Source organism: Streptococcus mitis (genome assembly GCF_901542415.1).
Taxonomy (GTDB): Bacteria; Bacillota; Bacilli; order Lactobacillales; family Streptococcaceae; genus Streptococcus; species Streptococcus mitis_BL.
Map to the genome: position 1 here is coordinate 1,714,405 of NZ_CABEHV010000004.1, position 16,012 is coordinate 1,730,416.

The following is a 16,012-nucleotide window of genomic DNA, read 5'->3' on the forward strand; positions in this document are numbered from 1 at the left end:
CAATGTTAGTACCTAAACGTGTTAAACACCGTCGTGAATTCCGTGGAAAAATGCGCGGTGAAGCAAAAGGTGGAAAAGAAGTAGCATTCGGTGAATACGGTCTTCAAGCTACAACTAGCCACTGGATCACTAACCGCCAAATCGAAGCTGCTCGTATCGCCATGACTCGTTACATGAAACGTGGTGGTAAAGTTTGGATTAAAATCTTCCCACACAAATCATACACTGCTAAAGCTATCGGTGTGCGTATGGGATCTGGTAAAGGGGCACCTGAAGGTTGGGTAGCACCAGTTAAACGTGGTAAAGTGATGTTCGAAATTGCTGGTGTATCTGAAGAGATTGCACGCGAAGCGCTTCGTCTTGCTAGCCACAAATTGCCAGTTAAATGTAAATTCGTAAAACGTGAAGCAGAATAAGGAGAAGGCATGAAACTTAATGAAGTAAAAGAATTTGTTAAAGAACTTCGTGGTCTTTCTCAAGAAGAACTCGCGAAGCGCGAAAACGAATTGAAAAAAGAATTGTTTGAACTTCGTTTCCAAGCTGCTACTGGTCAATTGGAACAAACAGCTCGCTTGAAAGAAGTTAAAAAACAAATCGCTCGTATCAAAACAGTTCAATCTGAAGCGAAATAATAGACTAGGGAAGGAGAAATTTCAATGGAACGCAATAATCGTAAAGTTCTTGTTGGACGTGTTGTATCTGACAAAATGGACAAGACAATCACAGTTGTAGTTGAAACAAAACGTAACCACCCAGTCTATGGTAAACGTATTAACTACTCTAAAAAATACAAAGCTCATGATGAAAACAATGTTGCCAAAGAAGGCGATATCGTACGTATCATGGAAACTCGCCCGCTTTCAGCTACAAAACGTTTCCGTCTTGTAGAAGTTGTTGAAGAAGCGGTCATCATCTAATCAAACCTGAAAGGAGAAAACTGAAATGATTCAAACAGAAACTCGTTTGAAAGTCGCAGACAACAGCGGTGCTCGCGAAATCTTGACTATCAAAGTTCTTGGTGGTTCAGGACGTAAATTTGCAAACATCGGTGATGTTATCGTGGCATCTGTAAAACAAGCTACTCCTGGTGGTGCGGTTAAAAAAGGTGACGTTGTTAAAGCAGTTATCGTTCGTACTAAATCAGGTGCTCGTCGTGCTGATGGTTCATACATCAAATTTGACGAAAACGCAGCAGTTATCATCCGTGAAGACAAAACTCCTCGCGGAACACGTATCTTTGGCCCAGTTGCACGTGAATTGCGTGAAGGTGGCTTCATGAAGATCGTGTCACTTGCTCCAGAAGTACTTTAATTTTTAGAAACAAACTAGTCCCCTGGATTTACCTCCAGGGTGCCCTTATGGGCGTAAGAAAAATCAAGGAGAAACCTAATGTTTGTAAAAAAAGGCGACAAAGTTCGCGTAATCGCTGGTAAAGATAAGGGAACAGAAGCTGTTGTCCTTACTGCCCTTCCAAAAGTAAACAAAGTTATCGTTGAAGGTGTTAACATCGTTAAGAAACACCAACGTCCAACTAACGAGCTTCCTCAAGGTGGTATCATCGAGAAAGAAGCAGCTATCCACGTATCAAACGTTCAAGTTTTGGACAAAAATGGTGTAGCTGGTCGTGTTGGTTACAAATTTGTAGACGGTAAAAAAGTTCGCTACAACAAAAAATCAGGCGAAGTGCTTGATTAATCACGAAGGAAAGGAGAAGTATAATGGCAAATCGTTTAAAAGAAAAATATCTTAATGAAGTAGTTCCTGCTTTGACAGAACAATTCAACTACTCATCAGTGATGGCTGTGCCTAAAGTAGATAAGATCGTTTTGAACATGGGTGTTGGTGAAGCTGTATCAAACGCTAAAAGCCTTGAAAAAGCTGCTGAAGAATTGGCACTTATCTCAGGTCAAAAACCACTTATCACTAAAGCTAAAAAATCAATCGCCGGCTTCCGTCTTCGTGAAGGTGTTGCGATCGGTGCAAAAGTTACCCTTCGTGGTGAACGTATGTACGAATTCTTGGATAAATTGGTTTCAGTTTCACTTCCACGTGTACGTGACTTCCATGGTGTTCCAACAAAATCATTTGACGGACGTGGAAACTACACACTTGGTGTGAAAGAACAATTGATTTTCCCAGAAATCAACTTCGATGACGTTGACAAAACTCGTGGTCTTGACATCGTTATCGTAACAACTGCTAACACTGACGAAGAGTCACGTGCATTGCTTACAGGCCTTGGAATGCCTTTTGCAAAATAATATAGGAGGTAAATCTAATGGCTAAAAAATCAATGATTGCTAAGAACAAACGTCCAGCGAAGTTCTCTACTCAAGCTTATACTCGTTGTGAAAAATGTGGTCGTCCACATTCAGTTTACCGCAAATTTAAACTTTGCCGTGTTTGCTTCCGTGAATTAGCTTACAAAGGACAAATTCCTGGTGTAACAAAAGCATCTTGGTAATTTAAGATATCAAGGGCGTCAAAACTCTAAGTGAAAATAGGAAACTTGACGAAGAAACTAAAGTTTCTAGGAAAGTTTATCTTTTTCACACAGAGTTTAGCCCGGGTTCAGTTGGGCTAGCCAATTTGAACACGAGCTACAGCTTTGGCAAAAAAGACCAATTTTCTTTGGAGCATCGCTCCTGCATCAAATTGCCTATTTTTGCTCTTGCTGTTACGCTCTTTGTATCATGTATTAACTAGCAAGTGCAACTTGCAAACTACTAGTAAGAGGAGAAAAACAAAATGGTTATGACTGACCCAATCGCAGACTTCCTAACTCGTATTCGTAACGCTAACCAAGCGAAACACGAAGTACTTGAAGTACCTGCATCAAACATCAAAAAAGGGATTGCTGAAATCCTTAAACGCGAAGGTTTTGTAAAAAACGTTGAAATCATCGAAGATGACAAACAAGGCATCATCCGTGTATTCCTTAAATACGGACCAAACGGTGAAAAAGTTATCACTAACTTGAAACGTGTTTCTAAACCAGGACTTCGTGTCTACAAAAAACGTGAAGACCTTCCAAAAGTTCTTAACGGACTTGGAATTGCTATCCTTTCAACTTCTGAAGGTTTGCTTACTGATAAAGAAGCACGCCAAAAGAATGTTGGTGGGGAAGTTATCGCTTACGTTTGGTAATATTCAGCTCCCAATTTCTTTGTGACTCTTCGTTATCGTCTCTTGCCTAACCCAAAGTTATGCCTGCGAGACGATGTCTAGATTCACTTTGAAATTGAAACCTAAATGTTCCTTTAAATCGAGAAATCGATTTAACCCCGTGAAAACTGGCCGTTATGGCCTGACAATTTAACAGGAGAAAATAAACATGTCACGTATTGGTAATAAAGTTATCGTGTTGCCTGCTGGTGTTGAACTCACTAACAATGACAACGTTGTAACTGTAAAAGGACCTAAAGGAGAACTTACTCGTGAGTTCTCAAAAGATATTGAAATCCGTGTGGAAGGTACTGAAGTAACTCTTCACCGTCCAAACGATTCAAAAGAAATGAAAACTATCCACGGAACTACTCGCGCCCTTTTGAACAACATGGTTGTTGGTGTATCAGAAGGATTCAAGAAAGAACTTGAAATGCGCGGGGTTGGTTACCGTGCACAACTTCAAGGATCTAAACTTGTTTTGGCTGTTGGTAAATCTCATCCAGATGAAGTTGAAGCTCCAGAAGGAATTACTTTTGAACTTCCAAACCCAACAACAATCGTTGTTAGCGGAATTTCAAAAGAAGTAGTTGGTCAAACAGCTGCTTACGTACGTAGCCTTCGTTCACCAGAACCATATAAAGGTAAAGGTATCCGTTACGTTGGTGAATTCGTTCGCCGTAAAGAAGGTAAAACAGGTAAATAATGTTGAGTGGTTGATTCTCAACCACCAACCTATTTTCCAACTTTGTGCATAGCACACGATTTAAAACTAAAGAGGTGAAAACTGTGATTTCAAAACCAGATAAAAACAAACTCCGCCAAAAACGCCACCGTCGCGTTCGCGGAAAACTCTCTGGAACTGCTGATCGCCCACGTTTGAACGTATTCCGTTCTAATACAGGCATCTACGCTCAAGTGATTGATGACGTAGCGGGTGTAACGCTCGCAAGTGCTTCAACTCTTGACAAAGAAGTTTCAAAAGGAACTAAAACTGAACAAGCCGTTGCTGTCGGTAAACTCGTTGCAGAACGTGCAAACGCTAAAGGTATTTCAGAAGTGGTGTTCGACCGCGGTGGATATCTATATCACGGACGTGTGAAAGCATTGGCTGATGCAGCTCGTGAAAACGGATTGAAATTCTAATAGGAGGACACTAGAAAATGGCATTTAAAGACAATGCAGTTGAATTAGAAGAACGCGTAGTTGCTGTCAACCGTGTTACAAAAGTTGTTAAAGGTGGACGTCGTCTTCGTTTCGCAGCTCTTGTTGTTGTTGGTGACCACAACGGTCGCGTAGGATTTGGTACTGGTAAAGCTCAAGAAGTTCCAGAAGCAATCCGTAAAGCAGTAGATGATGCTAAGAAAAACTTGATCGAAGTTCCTATGGTTGGAACAACAATCCCACACGAAGTTCTTTCAGAATTCGGTGGAGCTAAAGTATTGTTGAAACCTGCTGTAGAAGGTTCTGGAGTTGCCGCTGGTGGTGCAGTTCGTGCCGTTGTGGAATTGGCAGGTGTGGCAGATATTACATCTAAATCACTTGGTTCTAACACTCCAATCAACATTGTTCGTGCAACTGTTGAAGGTTTGAAACAATTGAAACGCGCTGAAGAAGTTGCTGCCCTTCGTGGTATCTCAGTTTCTGATTTGGCATAAGAAAGGGGATAAAATGGCTCAAATTAAAATTACTTTGACTAAGTCTCCAATCGGACGCATTCCATCACAACGTAAAACTGTTGTAGCACTTGGACTTGGCAAATTGAACAGCTCTGTTATTAAAGAAGATAACGCTGCTATCCGTGGTATGATCACTGCTGTATCTCACTTGGTAACAGTTGAAGAAGTAAACTAATTATTTTTAGGGGATGTGCACTATACCATCCCCTAAAACTAGATATAGTCATCTTAGATGGCTCTGTATAGGCGAGTTGATGGGGGAGACAACCTTTTCTTCCTTATCGGCGCTAGCATTTTACAAAAGAGGAGAAAATATAAATGAAACTTCATGAATTGAAACCTGCAGAAGGTTCTCGTAAAGTACGTAACCGCGTTGGTCGTGGTACTTCATCAGGTAACGGTAAAACATCTGGTCGTGGCCAAAAAGGTCAAAAAGCACGTAGCGGTGGCGGTGTACGTCTTGGTTTTGAAGGTGGACAAACTCCATTGTTCCGTCGTCTTCCAAAACGTGGATTCACTAACATCAACGCTAAAGAATACGCAATTGTGAACCTTGACCAATTGAACGTCTTTGAAGATGGTGCTGAAGTAACTCCAGTTGTTCTTATCGAAGCAGGAATTGTTAAAGCTGAGAAATCAGGTGTTAAAATTCTTGGTAACGGTGAGTTGACTAAGAAATTGACTGTGAAAGCAGCTAAATTCTCTAAATCAGCTGAAGGAGCTATCACTGCTAAAGGTGGTTCAGTAGAAGTCATCTAAGAGAGGTGACCTATGTTTTTTAAATTATTAAGAGAAGCTCTTAAGGTCAAGCAAGTTCGATCAAAAATCTTTTTTACGATTTTTATCGTTTTGGTTTTTCGTATCGGAACTAGTATCACAGTTCCATTTGTCAATGCCAATAGCTTGAACGCCTTAAGTGGCCTATCATTCTTAAACATGTTGAGTTTAGTGTCAGGTAACGCCTTAAAAAACTTTTCGGTTTTTGCACTTGGTGTGAGTCCCTACATTACTGCCTCTATCGTTGTTCAACTCTTGCAAATGGATATTTTACCCAAATTTGTAGAGTGGGGTAAACAAGGGGAAGTAGGTCGAAGAAAATTAAACCAAGCCACACGATATATTGCTCTTGTTCTTGCTTTTGTACAATCTATCGGGATTACAGCTGGTTTTAATACCTTGGCTGGAGCTCAATTGTTAACAACTGCTCTTACTCCACAAGTCTTTATCATGATTGGCATCATTCTAACAGCTGGTAGCATGATTGTGACTTGGTTGGGTGAGCAAATTACAGATAAGGGATACGGTAACGGTGTTTCTATGATTATCTTTGCAGGGATTGTTGCTTCAATCCCAGAGATGATTCAGGGAATCTATGTTGACTATTTTGTCAACGTACCAAGTAGTCGTATCAATTCATCTATTATTTTTGTAATCATATTGATTATCACAGTTTTGTTGATCATTTACTTTACAACCTATGTCCAACAAGCTGAATATAAAATTCCAATCCAATATACAAAGGTTGCGCAAGGAGCACCCTCTAGTTCATACCTTCCTTTGAAGGTCAATCCAGCAGGTGTTATCCCGGTTATCTTTGCAAGTTCCATTACTGCAGCTCCTGCAGCTATCTTGCAGTTTTTAAGTGCTACAGGTAATGATTGGACTTGGGTGCGTACAGCACAAGAAATGCTTGCAACTACATCACCTACTGGTATTGCCATGTATGCTTTATTGATTATTCTCTTTACATTCTTCTATACATTTGTACAGATTAATCCTGAAAAAGCTGCAGAAAACCTACAAAAAAGTGGGGCCTACATCCATGGTGTTCGTCCTGGTAAAGGAACAGAAGAATATATGTCTAAACTTCTTCGTCGTCTCGCAACTGTAGGATCGCTCTTCCTAGGTGTGATTTCAATCTTACCGATTGTAGCAAAAGATATTTTTGGACTTTCAGAAGCAGTTGCTTTTGGAGGAACCAGTCTTTTGATCATTATTTCAACTGGTATTGAAGGAATTAAGCAATTAGAAGGTTACTTATTGAAACGCAAGTATGTTGGTTTCATGGATAGAACAGAATAAAAGTATTTACATTAGTAGTAAATGCTGAGAGAGTGGAGACATAAACTTTAACATATGTGAGGGTTTAGTCTCCCCTCTTCTATTTTGTTTTTAAACAGGGGTGAAAAGACTTTTTACTTCTATTTAAAAATAAAATAAGGAGATCAAATCATGAATCTTTTGATTATGGGCTTACCTGGTGCAGGTAAGGGAACTCAAGCAGCAAAAATCGTAGAACAATTCCATGTTGCACATATTTCAACAGGTGATATGTTCCGCGCTGCAATGGCAAATCAAACTGAAATGGGTGTTCTTGCTAAGTCATATATTGACAAGGGTGAATTAGTTCCTGATGAAGTTACAAATGGAATCGTAAAAGAACGTCTTTCACAAGATGATATTAAAGAAACAGGATTCTTGTTGGATGGTTACCCACGTACAATTGAACAAGCTCATGCTTTGGATAAAACTTTGGCTGAACTTGGCATTGAACTAGAAGGTGTTATCAACATTGAAGTAAATCCAGATAGCCTCTTGGAACGTTTGAGTGGCCGTATCATCCACCGCGTAACTGGAGAAACTTTCCACAAGGTCTTTAACCCACCAGTTGAATATAAAGAGGAAGATTACTACCAACGTGAAGATGATAAACCTGAGACAGTAAAACGTCGTTTGGATGTTAATATTGCTCAAGGGGAACCAATCATTGCTCACTACCGTGCCAAAGATTTGGTTCATGACATCGAAGGTAATCAAGATATCAATGATGTCTTCTCAGATATCGAAAAAGTATTGACAAATTTGAAATAAAGCGTTTTTCACACTTGCAATAATCCGCTACAAATGTTATACTGAGATAGTCTGACTTATAATTGTTGTCTCTGTGTCTAGAGGCATCGAATCGAAATTTATGGAGGTGCTTTTGCGTGGCAAAAGACGATGTGATTGAAGTTGAAGGCAAAGTAGTTGATACAATGCCAAATGCAATGTTTACGGTTGAACTTGAAAATGGACATCAGATTTTAGCAACAGTTTCTGGTAAAATTCGTAAAAACTATATTCGTATTTTAGCGGGAGATCGTGTTACTGTCGAAATGAGTCCATATGACTTGACACGTGGACGTATCACTTACCGCTTTAAATAATCGAAAAACTTGGAGGGATAAGAAATGAAAGTAAGACCATCGGTCAAACCAATTTGCGAATACTGTAAAGTTATTCGTCGTAATGGTCGTGTTATGGTAATTTGCCCAGCAAATCCAAAACACAAACAACGTCAAGGATAAGATAGAAAGGAGAAAACATGGCTCGTATTGCTGGAGTTGACATTCCAAATGACAAACGCGTAGTAATCTCATTGACTTATGTTTATGGTATCGGACTTGCAACATCTAAGAAAATTTTGGCTGCTGCTGGAATCTCAGAAGATGTTCGTGTACGTGATCTTACATCAGATCAAGAAGATGCTATCCGTCGCGAAGTGGATGCAATCAAAGTTGAAGGTGACCTTCGTCGTGAAGTAAACTTGAACATCAAACGTTTGATGGAAATCGGTTCATACCGTGGTATCCGTCACCGTCGTGGACTTCCTGTCCGTGGACAAAACACTAAAAACAACGCTCGCACTCGTAAAGGTAAAGCTGTTGCGATTGCAGGTAAGAAAAAATAATATAGGAGGTAAAAGTCTTGGCTAAACCAACACGTAAACGTCGTGTGAAAAAGAATATCGAATCTGGTATTGCTCATATTCACGCTACATTTAATAACACTATTGTTATGATTACTGATGTGCATGGTAATGCAATTTCTTGGTCATCTGCTGGTGCTCTTGGTTTTAAAGGTTCTCGTAAATCTACACCATTCGCTGCTCAAATGGCTTCTGAAGCTGCTGCTAAATCTGCACAAGAACACGGTCTTAAATCAGTTGAAGTTACTGTAAAAGGTCCAGGTTCTGGTCGTGAGTCAGCTATTCGTGCGCTTGCTGCCGCTGGTCTTGAAGTAACAGCAATTCGTGATGTGACTCCAGTGCCACACAATGGTGCTCGTCCTCCAAAACGTCGCCGTGTATAATCATCGCATTACACTGCTTTTCGTTTAAGAGGGAGTAACTAAATGATCGAGTTTGAAAAACCAAATATAACAAAAATTGATGAAAATAAAGATTATGGCAAGTTTGTAATCGAACCACTTGAACGTGGCTACGGTACAACTCTTGGTAACTCTCTTCGTCGTGTACTTCTAGCTTCTCTACCAGGAGCAGCTGTGACATCTATCAACATTGATGGTGTGTTACATGAGTTTGACACAGTTCCAGGTGTTCGTGAAGACGTGATGCAAATCATTCTGAACATTAAAGGAATTGCAGTGAAATCGTACGTTGAAGACGAAAAAATCATCGAACTGGATGTTGAAGGTCCTGCTGAAGTAACAGCTGGTGACATTTTGACAGATAGCGATATTGAAATTGTAAATCCAGATCATTATCTCTTTACAATCGGTGAAGGTTCTTCTCTAAAAGCGACTATGACTGTTAACAGTGGTCGTGGATATGTACCTGCAGATGAAAATAAAAAGGATAATGCACCAGTTGGGACACTTGCTGTAGATTCTATTTATACACCAGTTACCAAAGTCAACTATCAAGTGGAACCTGCTCGTGTAGGTAGCAATGATGGATTTGACAAACTAACCCTTGAAATCTTGACAAATGGAACAATTATTCCAGAAGATGCTTTAGGGCTTTCAGCACGTATTTTGACAGAACATCTTGATTTGTTTACAAATCTTACTGAGATTGCTAAGTCAACTGAAGTGATGAAAGAAGCTGACACTGAATCTGACGACCGTATTTTGGATCGTACGATTGAGGAACTGGACTTGTCTGTGCGTTCATACAACTGTTTGAAACGTGCCGGTATCAATACTGTGCATGACTTGACAGAAAAATCTGAAGCAGAGATGATGAAAGTACGAAATCTTGGACGCAAGAGTTTGGAAGAAGTGAAACTCAAACTCATTGATTTGGGTCTTGGATTAAAAGATAAATAAAGGAGGAATACATGGCTTACCGTAAACTAGGACGCACTAGCTCACAACGTAAAGCAATGCTTCGCGATTTGACAACTGACCTTTTGATCAACGAATCAATCGTGACAACTGAAGCTCGTGCTAAAGAAATCCGTAAAACTGTTGAAAAAATGATTACTCTAGGTAAACGTGGTGATTTGCATGCACGTCGTCAAGCAGCTGCTTTCGTACGTAATGAAATCGCATCTGAAAACTATGATGAAGCAACTGATAAGTACACTTCTACTACAGCACTTCAAAAATTGTTCTCAGAAATCGCACCTCGTTATGCTGAACGTAACGGTGGATACACTCGTATCCTTAAAACTGAACCACGTCGTGGTGATGCAGCGCCAATGGCGATCATCGAATTAGTATAAAATCATCAATTTTGTTGAGTGTTATGATGATGGAGTCTTGTGCTCTTAGTCTAGCTCTGGTCTACCGCTAGGATTTCGGTCCTAGCGGGAACACTCATCATAAGTTGGGATAGTAGACGCTTGTTTACGAAATTGTTTTTTTCTTAAGAACAACTTCGTAAGCAGGCGTTTTTGAGTATTTTAGTTAGAATTATGCTATACTATTTGAAAAGAATCCTGTTTAATGTTCAGGTTTCCTATTAAAAGAAGAATTGGAGTTTGCTTATGAAAGCGATTATAACTGTTGTTGGTAAAGATAAATCTGGAATTGTTGCAGGTGTTTCTGCTAAAATTGCAGAATTGGGTTTGAATATTGACGATATTTCTCAAACTGTCTTGGATGAATATTTTACGATGATGGCTGTCGTCTCTAGTGATGAAAAGCAAGATTTTACCTATCTTCGTAATGAATTTGAAGCTTTTGGGCAAACTTTGAATGTAAAAATCAATATTCAGAGTGCAGCGATTTTCGAAGCTATGTATAATATCTAGGAGGTGCATATGGATATTAGACAAGTTACTGAAACTATCGCCATGATTGAGGAGCAAAACTTCGATATCAGAACTATTACCATGGGGATTTCCCTATTAGACTGTATTGATCCAGATATCAATCGTGCTTCGGAGAAAATTTATCAAAAGATTACGAGCAAGGCAGCTAATTTAGTGGCTGTTGGCGATGAAATTGCAGCTGAGTTGGGAATTCCTATCGTTAATAAGCGTGTATCGGTGACTCCTATTTCTCTGATTGGGGCAGCGACAGATGCAATAGACTATGTAGTTTTGGCAAAAGCGCTTGATAAGGCTGCGAAAGAAATCGGTGTGGATTTTATTGGTGGTTTCTCAGCCTTGGTACAAAAAGGTTATCAAAAGGGAGATGAGATTCTCATCAATTCTATTCCTCGTGCTTTGGCTGAAACGGACAAGGTCTGCTCGTCAGTCAATATCGGCTCAACCAAGTCTGGTATTAATATGACGGCTGTGGCAGATATGGGACGTGTTATCAAGGAAACGGCTACTCTATCTGATATGGGAGCGGCCAAGTTGGTTGTATTTGCTAATGCTGTTGAGGACAATCCATTTATGGCGGGTGCCTTCCATGGTGTTGGGGAGGCAGATGTTATCATCAATGTCGGAGTTTCTGGTCCTGGTGTTGTGAAACGTGCCTTGGAAAAAGTTCGTGGACAGAGCTTTGATGTAGTAGCCGAAACAGTTAAGAAAACTGCCTTTAAAATCACTCGTATTGGTCAATTGGTTGGTCAGATGGCTAGTGAAAGACTGGGTGTGGAGTTTGGTATTGTGGACTTGAGTTTGGCGCCAACTCCTGCGGTTGGAGATTCTGTTGCACGTGTCCTTGAAGAAATGGGGCTAGAAACAGTTGGTACGCATGGAACGACGGCTGCCTTGGCTCTCTTGAATGACCAAGTTAAGAAGGGCGGAGTGATGGCCTGCAACCAAGTCGGTGGTTTGTCTGGTGCCTTTATCCCTGTTTCTGAGGATGAGGGGATGATTGCTGCAGTGCAAAATGGCTCTCTTAATTTGGAAAAATTAGAAGCCATGACGGCTATCTGTTCCGTTGGTTTAGATATGATTGCTATTCCAGAAGATACACCTGCTGAAACCATTGCGGCCATGATTGCAGATGAGGCTGCAATTGGTGTCATTAACATGAAAACAACAGCTGTTCGTATCATTCCAAAAGGAAAAGAAGGCGATATGATTGAGTTTGGTGGCCTATTAGGAACTGCACCTGTTATGAAGGTCAATGGAGCTTCGTCTGTCGATTTCATCTCTCGCGGAGGACAAATCCCAGCACCAATTCATAGCTTTAAAAATTAAGAAAATAGGAGAAATTTTAAGCTCTATTTAAGGTTAGCTGTGTATACTATAATCATTAAATAAAGACCTCCTAATATTATTTGAAACAGATAACACTGATTTAGTTTGAATTTGATTTTCATCTAATATCTTTATTTAATAGAACTCCTAAACTTTTTCATAATAATCTCCTGCAAAAGTCGCCTGTCTGGGTGGCTTTTGTTTTATCATCCATGATATAATAGAAGCAAACGGAGGACGGAAAATGGTAAAAGTACGATTGTATTTGGTACGTCATGGCAAGACTATGTTTAACACGATTGGTCGCGCGCAAGGTTGGAGCGATACTCCCTTAACAGCTGAAGGTGAACGAGGGATTCAAGAATTAGGAATCGGTTTGCGAGAATCTGGTCTACAGTTTGAGCGTGCTTATTCGAGTGATTCTGGTCGCACTATTCAGACAATGGGAATTATCCTTGATGAACTTGGTTTGCAGGGGAAAATCCCTTACCGCATGGACAAGCGTATCAGAGAATGGTGTTTTGGTAGCTTTGATGGAGCCTACGATGGCGATCTTTTCATGGGCATTATTCCTCGTATCTTTAATGTGGACCATGTTCACCAATTGTCTTATGCTGAACTGGCTGAGGGCTTGGTAGAGGTTGATACAGCTGGTTGGGCTGAAGGCTGGGAAAAACTCAGTGGCCGAATCAAGGAAGGTTTTGAAGCGATTGCCAAAGAAATGGAAGAACAAGGTGGGGGCAATGCCCTTGTCGTCAGCCACGGAATGACCATCGGAACCATTGTTTATCTGATTAATGGCATGCATCCGCATGGTCTCGATAATGGTAGCGTAACGATCCTTGAATATGAGGACGGCCAGTTTAGCGTTGAGGTTGTCGGTGACCGTAGTTACCGGGAGTTAGGACAGCAGAAGATGGAGGAAGCCTCTATTTAATCAGTCTAGACTTGCTTGCTCTGAACTAGGGATTTGATAAGAATATCAAGATAAGAAAAACAGCCGAGGGTAATCCTTTCGGCTGTTTTTGATGGGGAAAACTAAAGTGTAATGCTATTGCTTTTAGAGATTTTCATAAACAAGAGCAAAGAACCTACTGTTAGAACAGTCAGGATAGTTGACAAGGCTGCGGCTACACCGTAATTTCCTCTGAGAACCTCTGTATAAATAGCTACAGTCATTGTTCTTGTTTTGACATTGTAGAGGAGGATAGAAGTAGAGAGCTCTGAAATCATTGTGACCCAAGATAGGATGGCTCCAGAAATAATACCAGATAGCATCATTGGAGTTGTAATCTTGGCAAAGGTATTGAGACGGCTACTTCCTAAGCTTTCAGCAGCTTCTTCAATACTTGGTGCTATTTGTTGCAAGCTAGCAACAGATGATCGAATAGTATAAGGCAATCTTCTGACAGATAGGGACATGATCAAGATGAAAGCTGTCCCTGTAATCATAAGAAATCCACTTCCAAATAGACCGGTATTGAAGGAAGAAATGAAGGCAATCCCTAGAACGGTTCCTGGTACAATATAAGGGACCATACTGAGGCTGTCAATTAAGTTTGTAAACAAATTCCGTTTTCTAACGGCTAGGTAGGAGATAAATGTTGCGAATAGGACAACTAGAACTAAGGCAATCAAAGGGATACGAATGGTATTGAAAATAGCAGATCCCATACGATTGAAAGCTACCTTGTAACTGTTTAGAGAATAACCTTTGACAAATACCATACCTGATGTTTTTAGGAAAGAAGTATAAATCAAGTAGACTTGAGGTAGAACAGAGAACAAGATAATTCCGTAGACTGTTGCATAAATGGCAGCCATTTTTCCTTTTGTAGTTTTTTTAGGCTCAATTGGATGGAGCGAATTCATGCTGAAACTGTAGCGGTTTGAGATGTATTTTTGGATAAGGAAAATCGCCAAGGCAATGATAATCGCCATAATTGCTAAAGCAGATGCAAAAGCAGAATTTCCTCCAACCTCGCTAATGAATTGGGTATAAATCAAGACGGGGAAAGTCCGATATCCTTCACCAATCAACATAGGCGTTCCAAAGTCTGAGAATGCTCTCATAAATACAAGCAAGGCAGCAGCTAGTAAGGTTGGAACTAGGAGGGGTAAAACAACCGTTACGATACGCTTAACTCCGAAGGACCCCATGCTTTCAGCAGCTTCAAGTAGAGAATTGTCAATACTTTTCATTGTCCCAGCAACGTATAGAAATACCAGTGGAAATAGTTGCAGTGTAAAGACAAGTACAATTCCTTTGAATCCATAAATATCAATAGCTGGAAGATGAAGAGTATTTGTCATGAATTTTGTGATGACCCCATTTCGTCCCAGCAAGAGAATCCAGGAGTAGGCTCCCACGAAAGGAGCTGACATGGAAGCAATGATAATCAATATTTGTAGAAATTTCTTTCCCTTGAAGTCATACATGGAAAAAAGATAAGCTAATAGGGTTCCTACAACTAAGGAAGTGACAGTAGCGGTAATGGAAACCTTGAAACTGTTGACAAGTGTCTCAGAGTAGTAGGCTTTACTAAAGAAAGTGACAAAATTAGCTAGTGAGAATTGTCCTTCATGTATGAGTGCTTGCTTGAGCACGGTAACGATAGGATAAACGAGAAAGACAAGATAGGTAAGAAAGATGAAGAAAGAGGAGGCTGTCCAAATATTTAGTTTTTTACGTTCCATGGTTGACTCCTTTTATCAGGTTTTGGGAACCATCTGCAGAAAAGACGTTTAATTTTTGAGTATTGATTCGTAGACGAATACGATCGCCTTTTTGTAGATCTTCTTCAAAAGTTGATTCTTCGCTAACTTGAATTTTTGAGGCAAATCCTGTTTCGATGAAGTATTCAGTATTCAGTCCAAGATAGACGCTATCGCTAATAATTCCTTCAATATCTCCAGATTCATCTTTAATGAATTCTTCAGGACGAATACTTACATGAATAGCTTGTGCTTCAGCCTGATCAAGGGCTGGCATTCGAAGGGCATAGCCATCTGAAAAGACGATATAAGCGCCGTCGCTCCGTTTTTCGAGATTGGCAGGGATAATATTTGTGCGTCCGATAAAGGTTGCTACAAACTCATTAGCTGGTTTATGATAGAGTTCTTTTGGTCGGCCGATTTGTTGAATCACCCCATCTTTCATAACAGCAATTTGGTCTGAAATAGCCATAGCTTCTTCTTGGTCGTGGGTCACATAAACAGTTGTAATTCCCACTTCGTGTTGGATTTCTCGAATGGCTTGACGCATATCCAAGCGAAGTTTGGCATCTAGGTTACTGAGCGGCTCGTCCATGAGGAGAACACTTGGATTAACAGCTAAGGCGCGTGCCAAGACGACACGTTGTTGTTGTCCACCACTAAGTTTATCGGGCTTTCGATCCGCATATTGAGCAATTTGCATGAGTTCAAGATACTTATTGGTCTGTTGGACCAATTCTTCTTTAGGGACTTTCTTTTGCTTGAGACCAAAAGCAACATTATCTCGAACAGTCAAATGTGGGAAAATAGCGTAGTTTTGAAAAACCATCCCTATATTGCGTTTGCTGGGTTCCATATTATTGATTTTTGTATCATCGAAGTAAAATTCTCCGCCTTCGATACTGTTGAAACCTGCAATCATACGAAGAAGAGTCGTTTTCCCACAACCTGAAGGCCCAAGAAGGGTAAAGAGACTTCCTTTTGGAATTGTAATGTTCAAATTCTCAATAACAGGGACATCGTGGTAGATTTTTTTGGCGTTAATAATTTTGATCTCACTCATAGTGA

At 40.2% G+C, this 16,012-nt stretch carries 26 protein-coding genes; 24 read left to right on the forward strand and 2 right to left on the reverse strand.

Features of this window, described 5'->3' with window-relative positions; all coding sequences use genetic code 11:
• Positions 1 to 2: 2 nt before the first annotated feature.
• The 24 genes from rplP to FQT24_RS09045 all read left to right on the forward strand — a co-directional run bounded on the left by rplP (position 3) and on the right by FQT24_RS09045 (position 13,166).
• Positions 3 to 416, forward strand: coding sequence for a 50S ribosomal protein L16 (gene rplP, locus FQT24_RS08930; protein ID WP_000960946.1), 414 nt, complete (start codon positions 3 to 5; stop codon positions 414 to 416).
• Between the two features lie 9 nt (positions 417 to 425).
• Positions 426 to 632 (forward strand): 50S ribosomal protein L29, encoded by a 207-nt coding sequence (gene rpmC, locus FQT24_RS08935; RefSeq protein ID WP_000772918.1) that lies wholly within the window; start codon positions 426 to 428, stop codon positions 630 to 632.
• Positions 633 to 656: 24 nt separating this feature from the next.
• Positions 657 to 917 carry a 30S ribosomal protein S17 gene (rpsQ, locus tag FQT24_RS08940; RefSeq protein ID WP_000440801.1) on the forward strand — a complete coding sequence of 87 codons (261 nt, stop codon included), beginning with the start codon at positions 657 to 659 and terminating at the stop codon, positions 915 to 917.
• Positions 918 to 942: 25 nt separating this feature from the next.
• Positions 943 to 1,311, forward strand: a complete 369-nt coding sequence (rplN, locus tag FQT24_RS08945; RefSeq protein WP_000616545.1) for a 50S ribosomal protein L14 — start codon at positions 943 to 945, stop codon at positions 1,309 to 1,311.
• A gap of 78 nt (positions 1,312 to 1,389) precedes the next feature.
• Positions 1,390 to 1,695 (forward strand): 50S ribosomal protein L24, encoded by a 306-nt coding sequence (rplX, locus tag FQT24_RS08950; RefSeq protein ID WP_000497691.1) that lies wholly within the window; start codon positions 1,390 to 1,392, stop codon positions 1,693 to 1,695.
• Between the two features lie 23 nt (positions 1,696 to 1,718).
• Positions 1,719 to 2,261 (forward strand): 50S ribosomal protein L5, encoded by a 543-nt coding sequence (gene rplE / locus FQT24_RS08955; protein ID WP_000013542.1) that lies wholly within the window; start codon positions 1,719 to 1,721, stop codon positions 2,259 to 2,261.
• Positions 2,262 to 2,278: 17 nt separating this feature from the next.
• Positions 2,279 to 2,464: a type Z 30S ribosomal protein S14 gene (locus FQT24_RS08960; RefSeq protein WP_001085697.1), complete on the forward strand. Its 186-nt coding sequence runs from the start codon at positions 2,279 to 2,281 to the stop codon at positions 2,462 to 2,464.
• Between the two features lie 284 nt (positions 2,465 to 2,748).
• Positions 2,749 to 3,147: a 30S ribosomal protein S8 gene (gene rpsH, locus FQT24_RS08965; RefSeq protein ID WP_000245504.1), complete on the forward strand. Its 399-nt coding sequence runs from the start codon at positions 2,749 to 2,751 to the stop codon at positions 3,145 to 3,147.
• A 187-nt stretch (positions 3,148 to 3,334) separates the two neighbouring features.
• Positions 3,335 to 3,871, forward strand: a complete 537-nt coding sequence (rplF, locus tag FQT24_RS08970; protein WP_000086640.1) for a 50S ribosomal protein L6 — start codon at positions 3,335 to 3,337, stop codon at positions 3,869 to 3,871.
• A gap of 83 nt (positions 3,872 to 3,954) precedes the next feature.
• Positions 3,955 to 4,311, forward strand: a complete 357-nt coding sequence (gene rplR / locus FQT24_RS08975; RefSeq protein WP_000624044.1) for a 50S ribosomal protein L18 — start codon at positions 3,955 to 3,957, stop codon at positions 4,309 to 4,311.
• Positions 4,312 to 4,328: 17 nt separating this feature from the next.
• A complete protein-coding gene (rpsE, locus tag FQT24_RS08980; protein ID WP_000874202.1) occupies positions 4,329 to 4,823 on the forward strand; it encodes a 30S ribosomal protein S5 in 495 nt (164 codons plus the stop codon).
• Between the two features lie 13 nt (positions 4,824 to 4,836).
• Positions 4,837 to 5,019, forward strand: coding sequence for a 50S ribosomal protein L30 (gene rpmD, locus FQT24_RS08985; RefSeq protein WP_000057241.1), 183 nt, complete (start codon positions 4,837 to 4,839; stop codon positions 5,017 to 5,019).
• 143 nt (positions 5,020 to 5,162) lie between these two features.
• Positions 5,163 to 5,603, forward strand: a complete 441-nt coding sequence (gene rplO, locus FQT24_RS08990) for a 50S ribosomal protein L15 (protein ID WP_143952780.1) — start codon at positions 5,163 to 5,165, stop codon at positions 5,601 to 5,603.
• A 12-nt stretch (positions 5,604 to 5,615) separates the two neighbouring features.
• Positions 5,616 to 6,926 (forward strand): preprotein translocase subunit SecY, encoded by a 1,311-nt coding sequence (gene secY, locus FQT24_RS08995; RefSeq protein WP_000465392.1) that lies wholly within the window; start codon positions 5,616 to 5,618, stop codon positions 6,924 to 6,926.
• A gap of 150 nt (positions 6,927 to 7,076) precedes the next feature.
• The gene (locus FQT24_RS09000) at positions 7,077 to 7,715 is read left to right on the forward strand and encodes an adenylate kinase (protein ID WP_001050440.1); all 639 of its coding nucleotides are present in this window, start codon (positions 7,077 to 7,079) and stop codon (positions 7,713 to 7,715) included.
• Between the two features lie 116 nt (positions 7,716 to 7,831).
• The gene (gene infA / locus FQT24_RS09005; RefSeq protein WP_001029883.1) at positions 7,832 to 8,050 is read left to right on the forward strand and encodes a translation initiation factor IF-1; all 219 of its coding nucleotides are present in this window, start codon (positions 7,832 to 7,834) and stop codon (positions 8,048 to 8,050) included.
• A gap of 24 nt (positions 8,051 to 8,074) precedes the next feature.
• Complete coding sequence (gene rpmJ / locus FQT24_RS09010; protein WP_001808836.1) at positions 8,075 to 8,191, forward strand: 50S ribosomal protein L36; 117 nt, start codon at positions 8,075 to 8,077, stop codon at positions 8,189 to 8,191.
• 17 nt (positions 8,192 to 8,208) lie between these two features.
• Entirely contained in the window at positions 8,209 to 8,574 is a 366-nt protein-coding gene (gene rpsM, locus FQT24_RS09015; RefSeq protein WP_000090781.1) for a 30S ribosomal protein S13, read from the forward strand.
• Positions 8,575 to 8,591: 17 nt separating this feature from the next.
• Positions 8,592 to 8,975: a 30S ribosomal protein S11 gene (gene rpsK, locus FQT24_RS09020; RefSeq protein ID WP_001118386.1), complete on the forward strand. Its 384-nt coding sequence runs from the start codon at positions 8,592 to 8,594 to the stop codon at positions 8,973 to 8,975.
• Between the two features lie 42 nt (positions 8,976 to 9,017).
• Positions 9,018 to 9,953, forward strand: a complete 936-nt coding sequence (locus FQT24_RS09025) for a DNA-directed RNA polymerase subunit alpha (protein WP_000568988.1) — start codon at positions 9,018 to 9,020, stop codon at positions 9,951 to 9,953.
• An 11-nt stretch (positions 9,954 to 9,964) separates the two neighbouring features.
• Entirely contained in the window at positions 9,965 to 10,351 is a 387-nt protein-coding gene (rplQ, locus tag FQT24_RS09030; RefSeq protein WP_000331493.1) for a 50S ribosomal protein L17, read from the forward strand.
• Positions 10,352 to 10,615: 264 nt separating this feature from the next.
• Positions 10,616 to 10,882, forward strand: coding sequence for an ACT domain-containing protein (locus FQT24_RS09035; protein ID WP_101782123.1), 267 nt, complete (start codon positions 10,616 to 10,618; stop codon positions 10,880 to 10,882).
• 9 nt (positions 10,883 to 10,891) lie between these two features.
• The gene (locus FQT24_RS09040; RefSeq protein ID WP_143952781.1) at positions 10,892 to 12,229 is read left to right on the forward strand and encodes a PFL family protein; all 1,338 of its coding nucleotides are present in this window, start codon (positions 10,892 to 10,894) and stop codon (positions 12,227 to 12,229) included.
• A 244-nt stretch (positions 12,230 to 12,473) separates the two neighbouring features.
• Positions 12,474 to 13,166 carry a histidine phosphatase family protein gene (locus FQT24_RS09045; protein ID WP_143952782.1) on the forward strand — a complete coding sequence of 231 codons (693 nt, stop codon included), beginning with the start codon at positions 12,474 to 12,476 and terminating at the stop codon, positions 13,164 to 13,166.
• Positions 13,167 to 13,267: 101 nt separating this feature from the next.
• On the opposite strand, the gene FQT24_RS09050 is transcribed toward FQT24_RS09045, so the two are convergent.
• Both FQT24_RS09050 and FQT24_RS09055 read right to left on the reverse strand, forming a co-directional pair.
• The gene (locus tag FQT24_RS09050; RefSeq protein WP_000440019.1) at positions 13,268 to 14,926 is read right to left on the reverse strand and encodes an ABC transporter permease; all 1,659 of its coding nucleotides are present in this window, start codon (positions 14,924 to 14,926) and stop codon (positions 13,268 to 13,270) included.
• Complete coding sequence (locus FQT24_RS09055) at positions 14,916 to 16,007, reverse strand: ABC transporter ATP-binding protein (RefSeq protein WP_143952783.1); 1,092 nt, start codon at positions 16,005 to 16,007, stop codon at positions 14,916 to 14,918. Before FQT24_RS09055 ends, FQT24_RS09050 begins: the two co-directional genes overlap by 11 nt.
• Positions 16,008 to 16,012 lie beyond the last annotated feature (5 nt).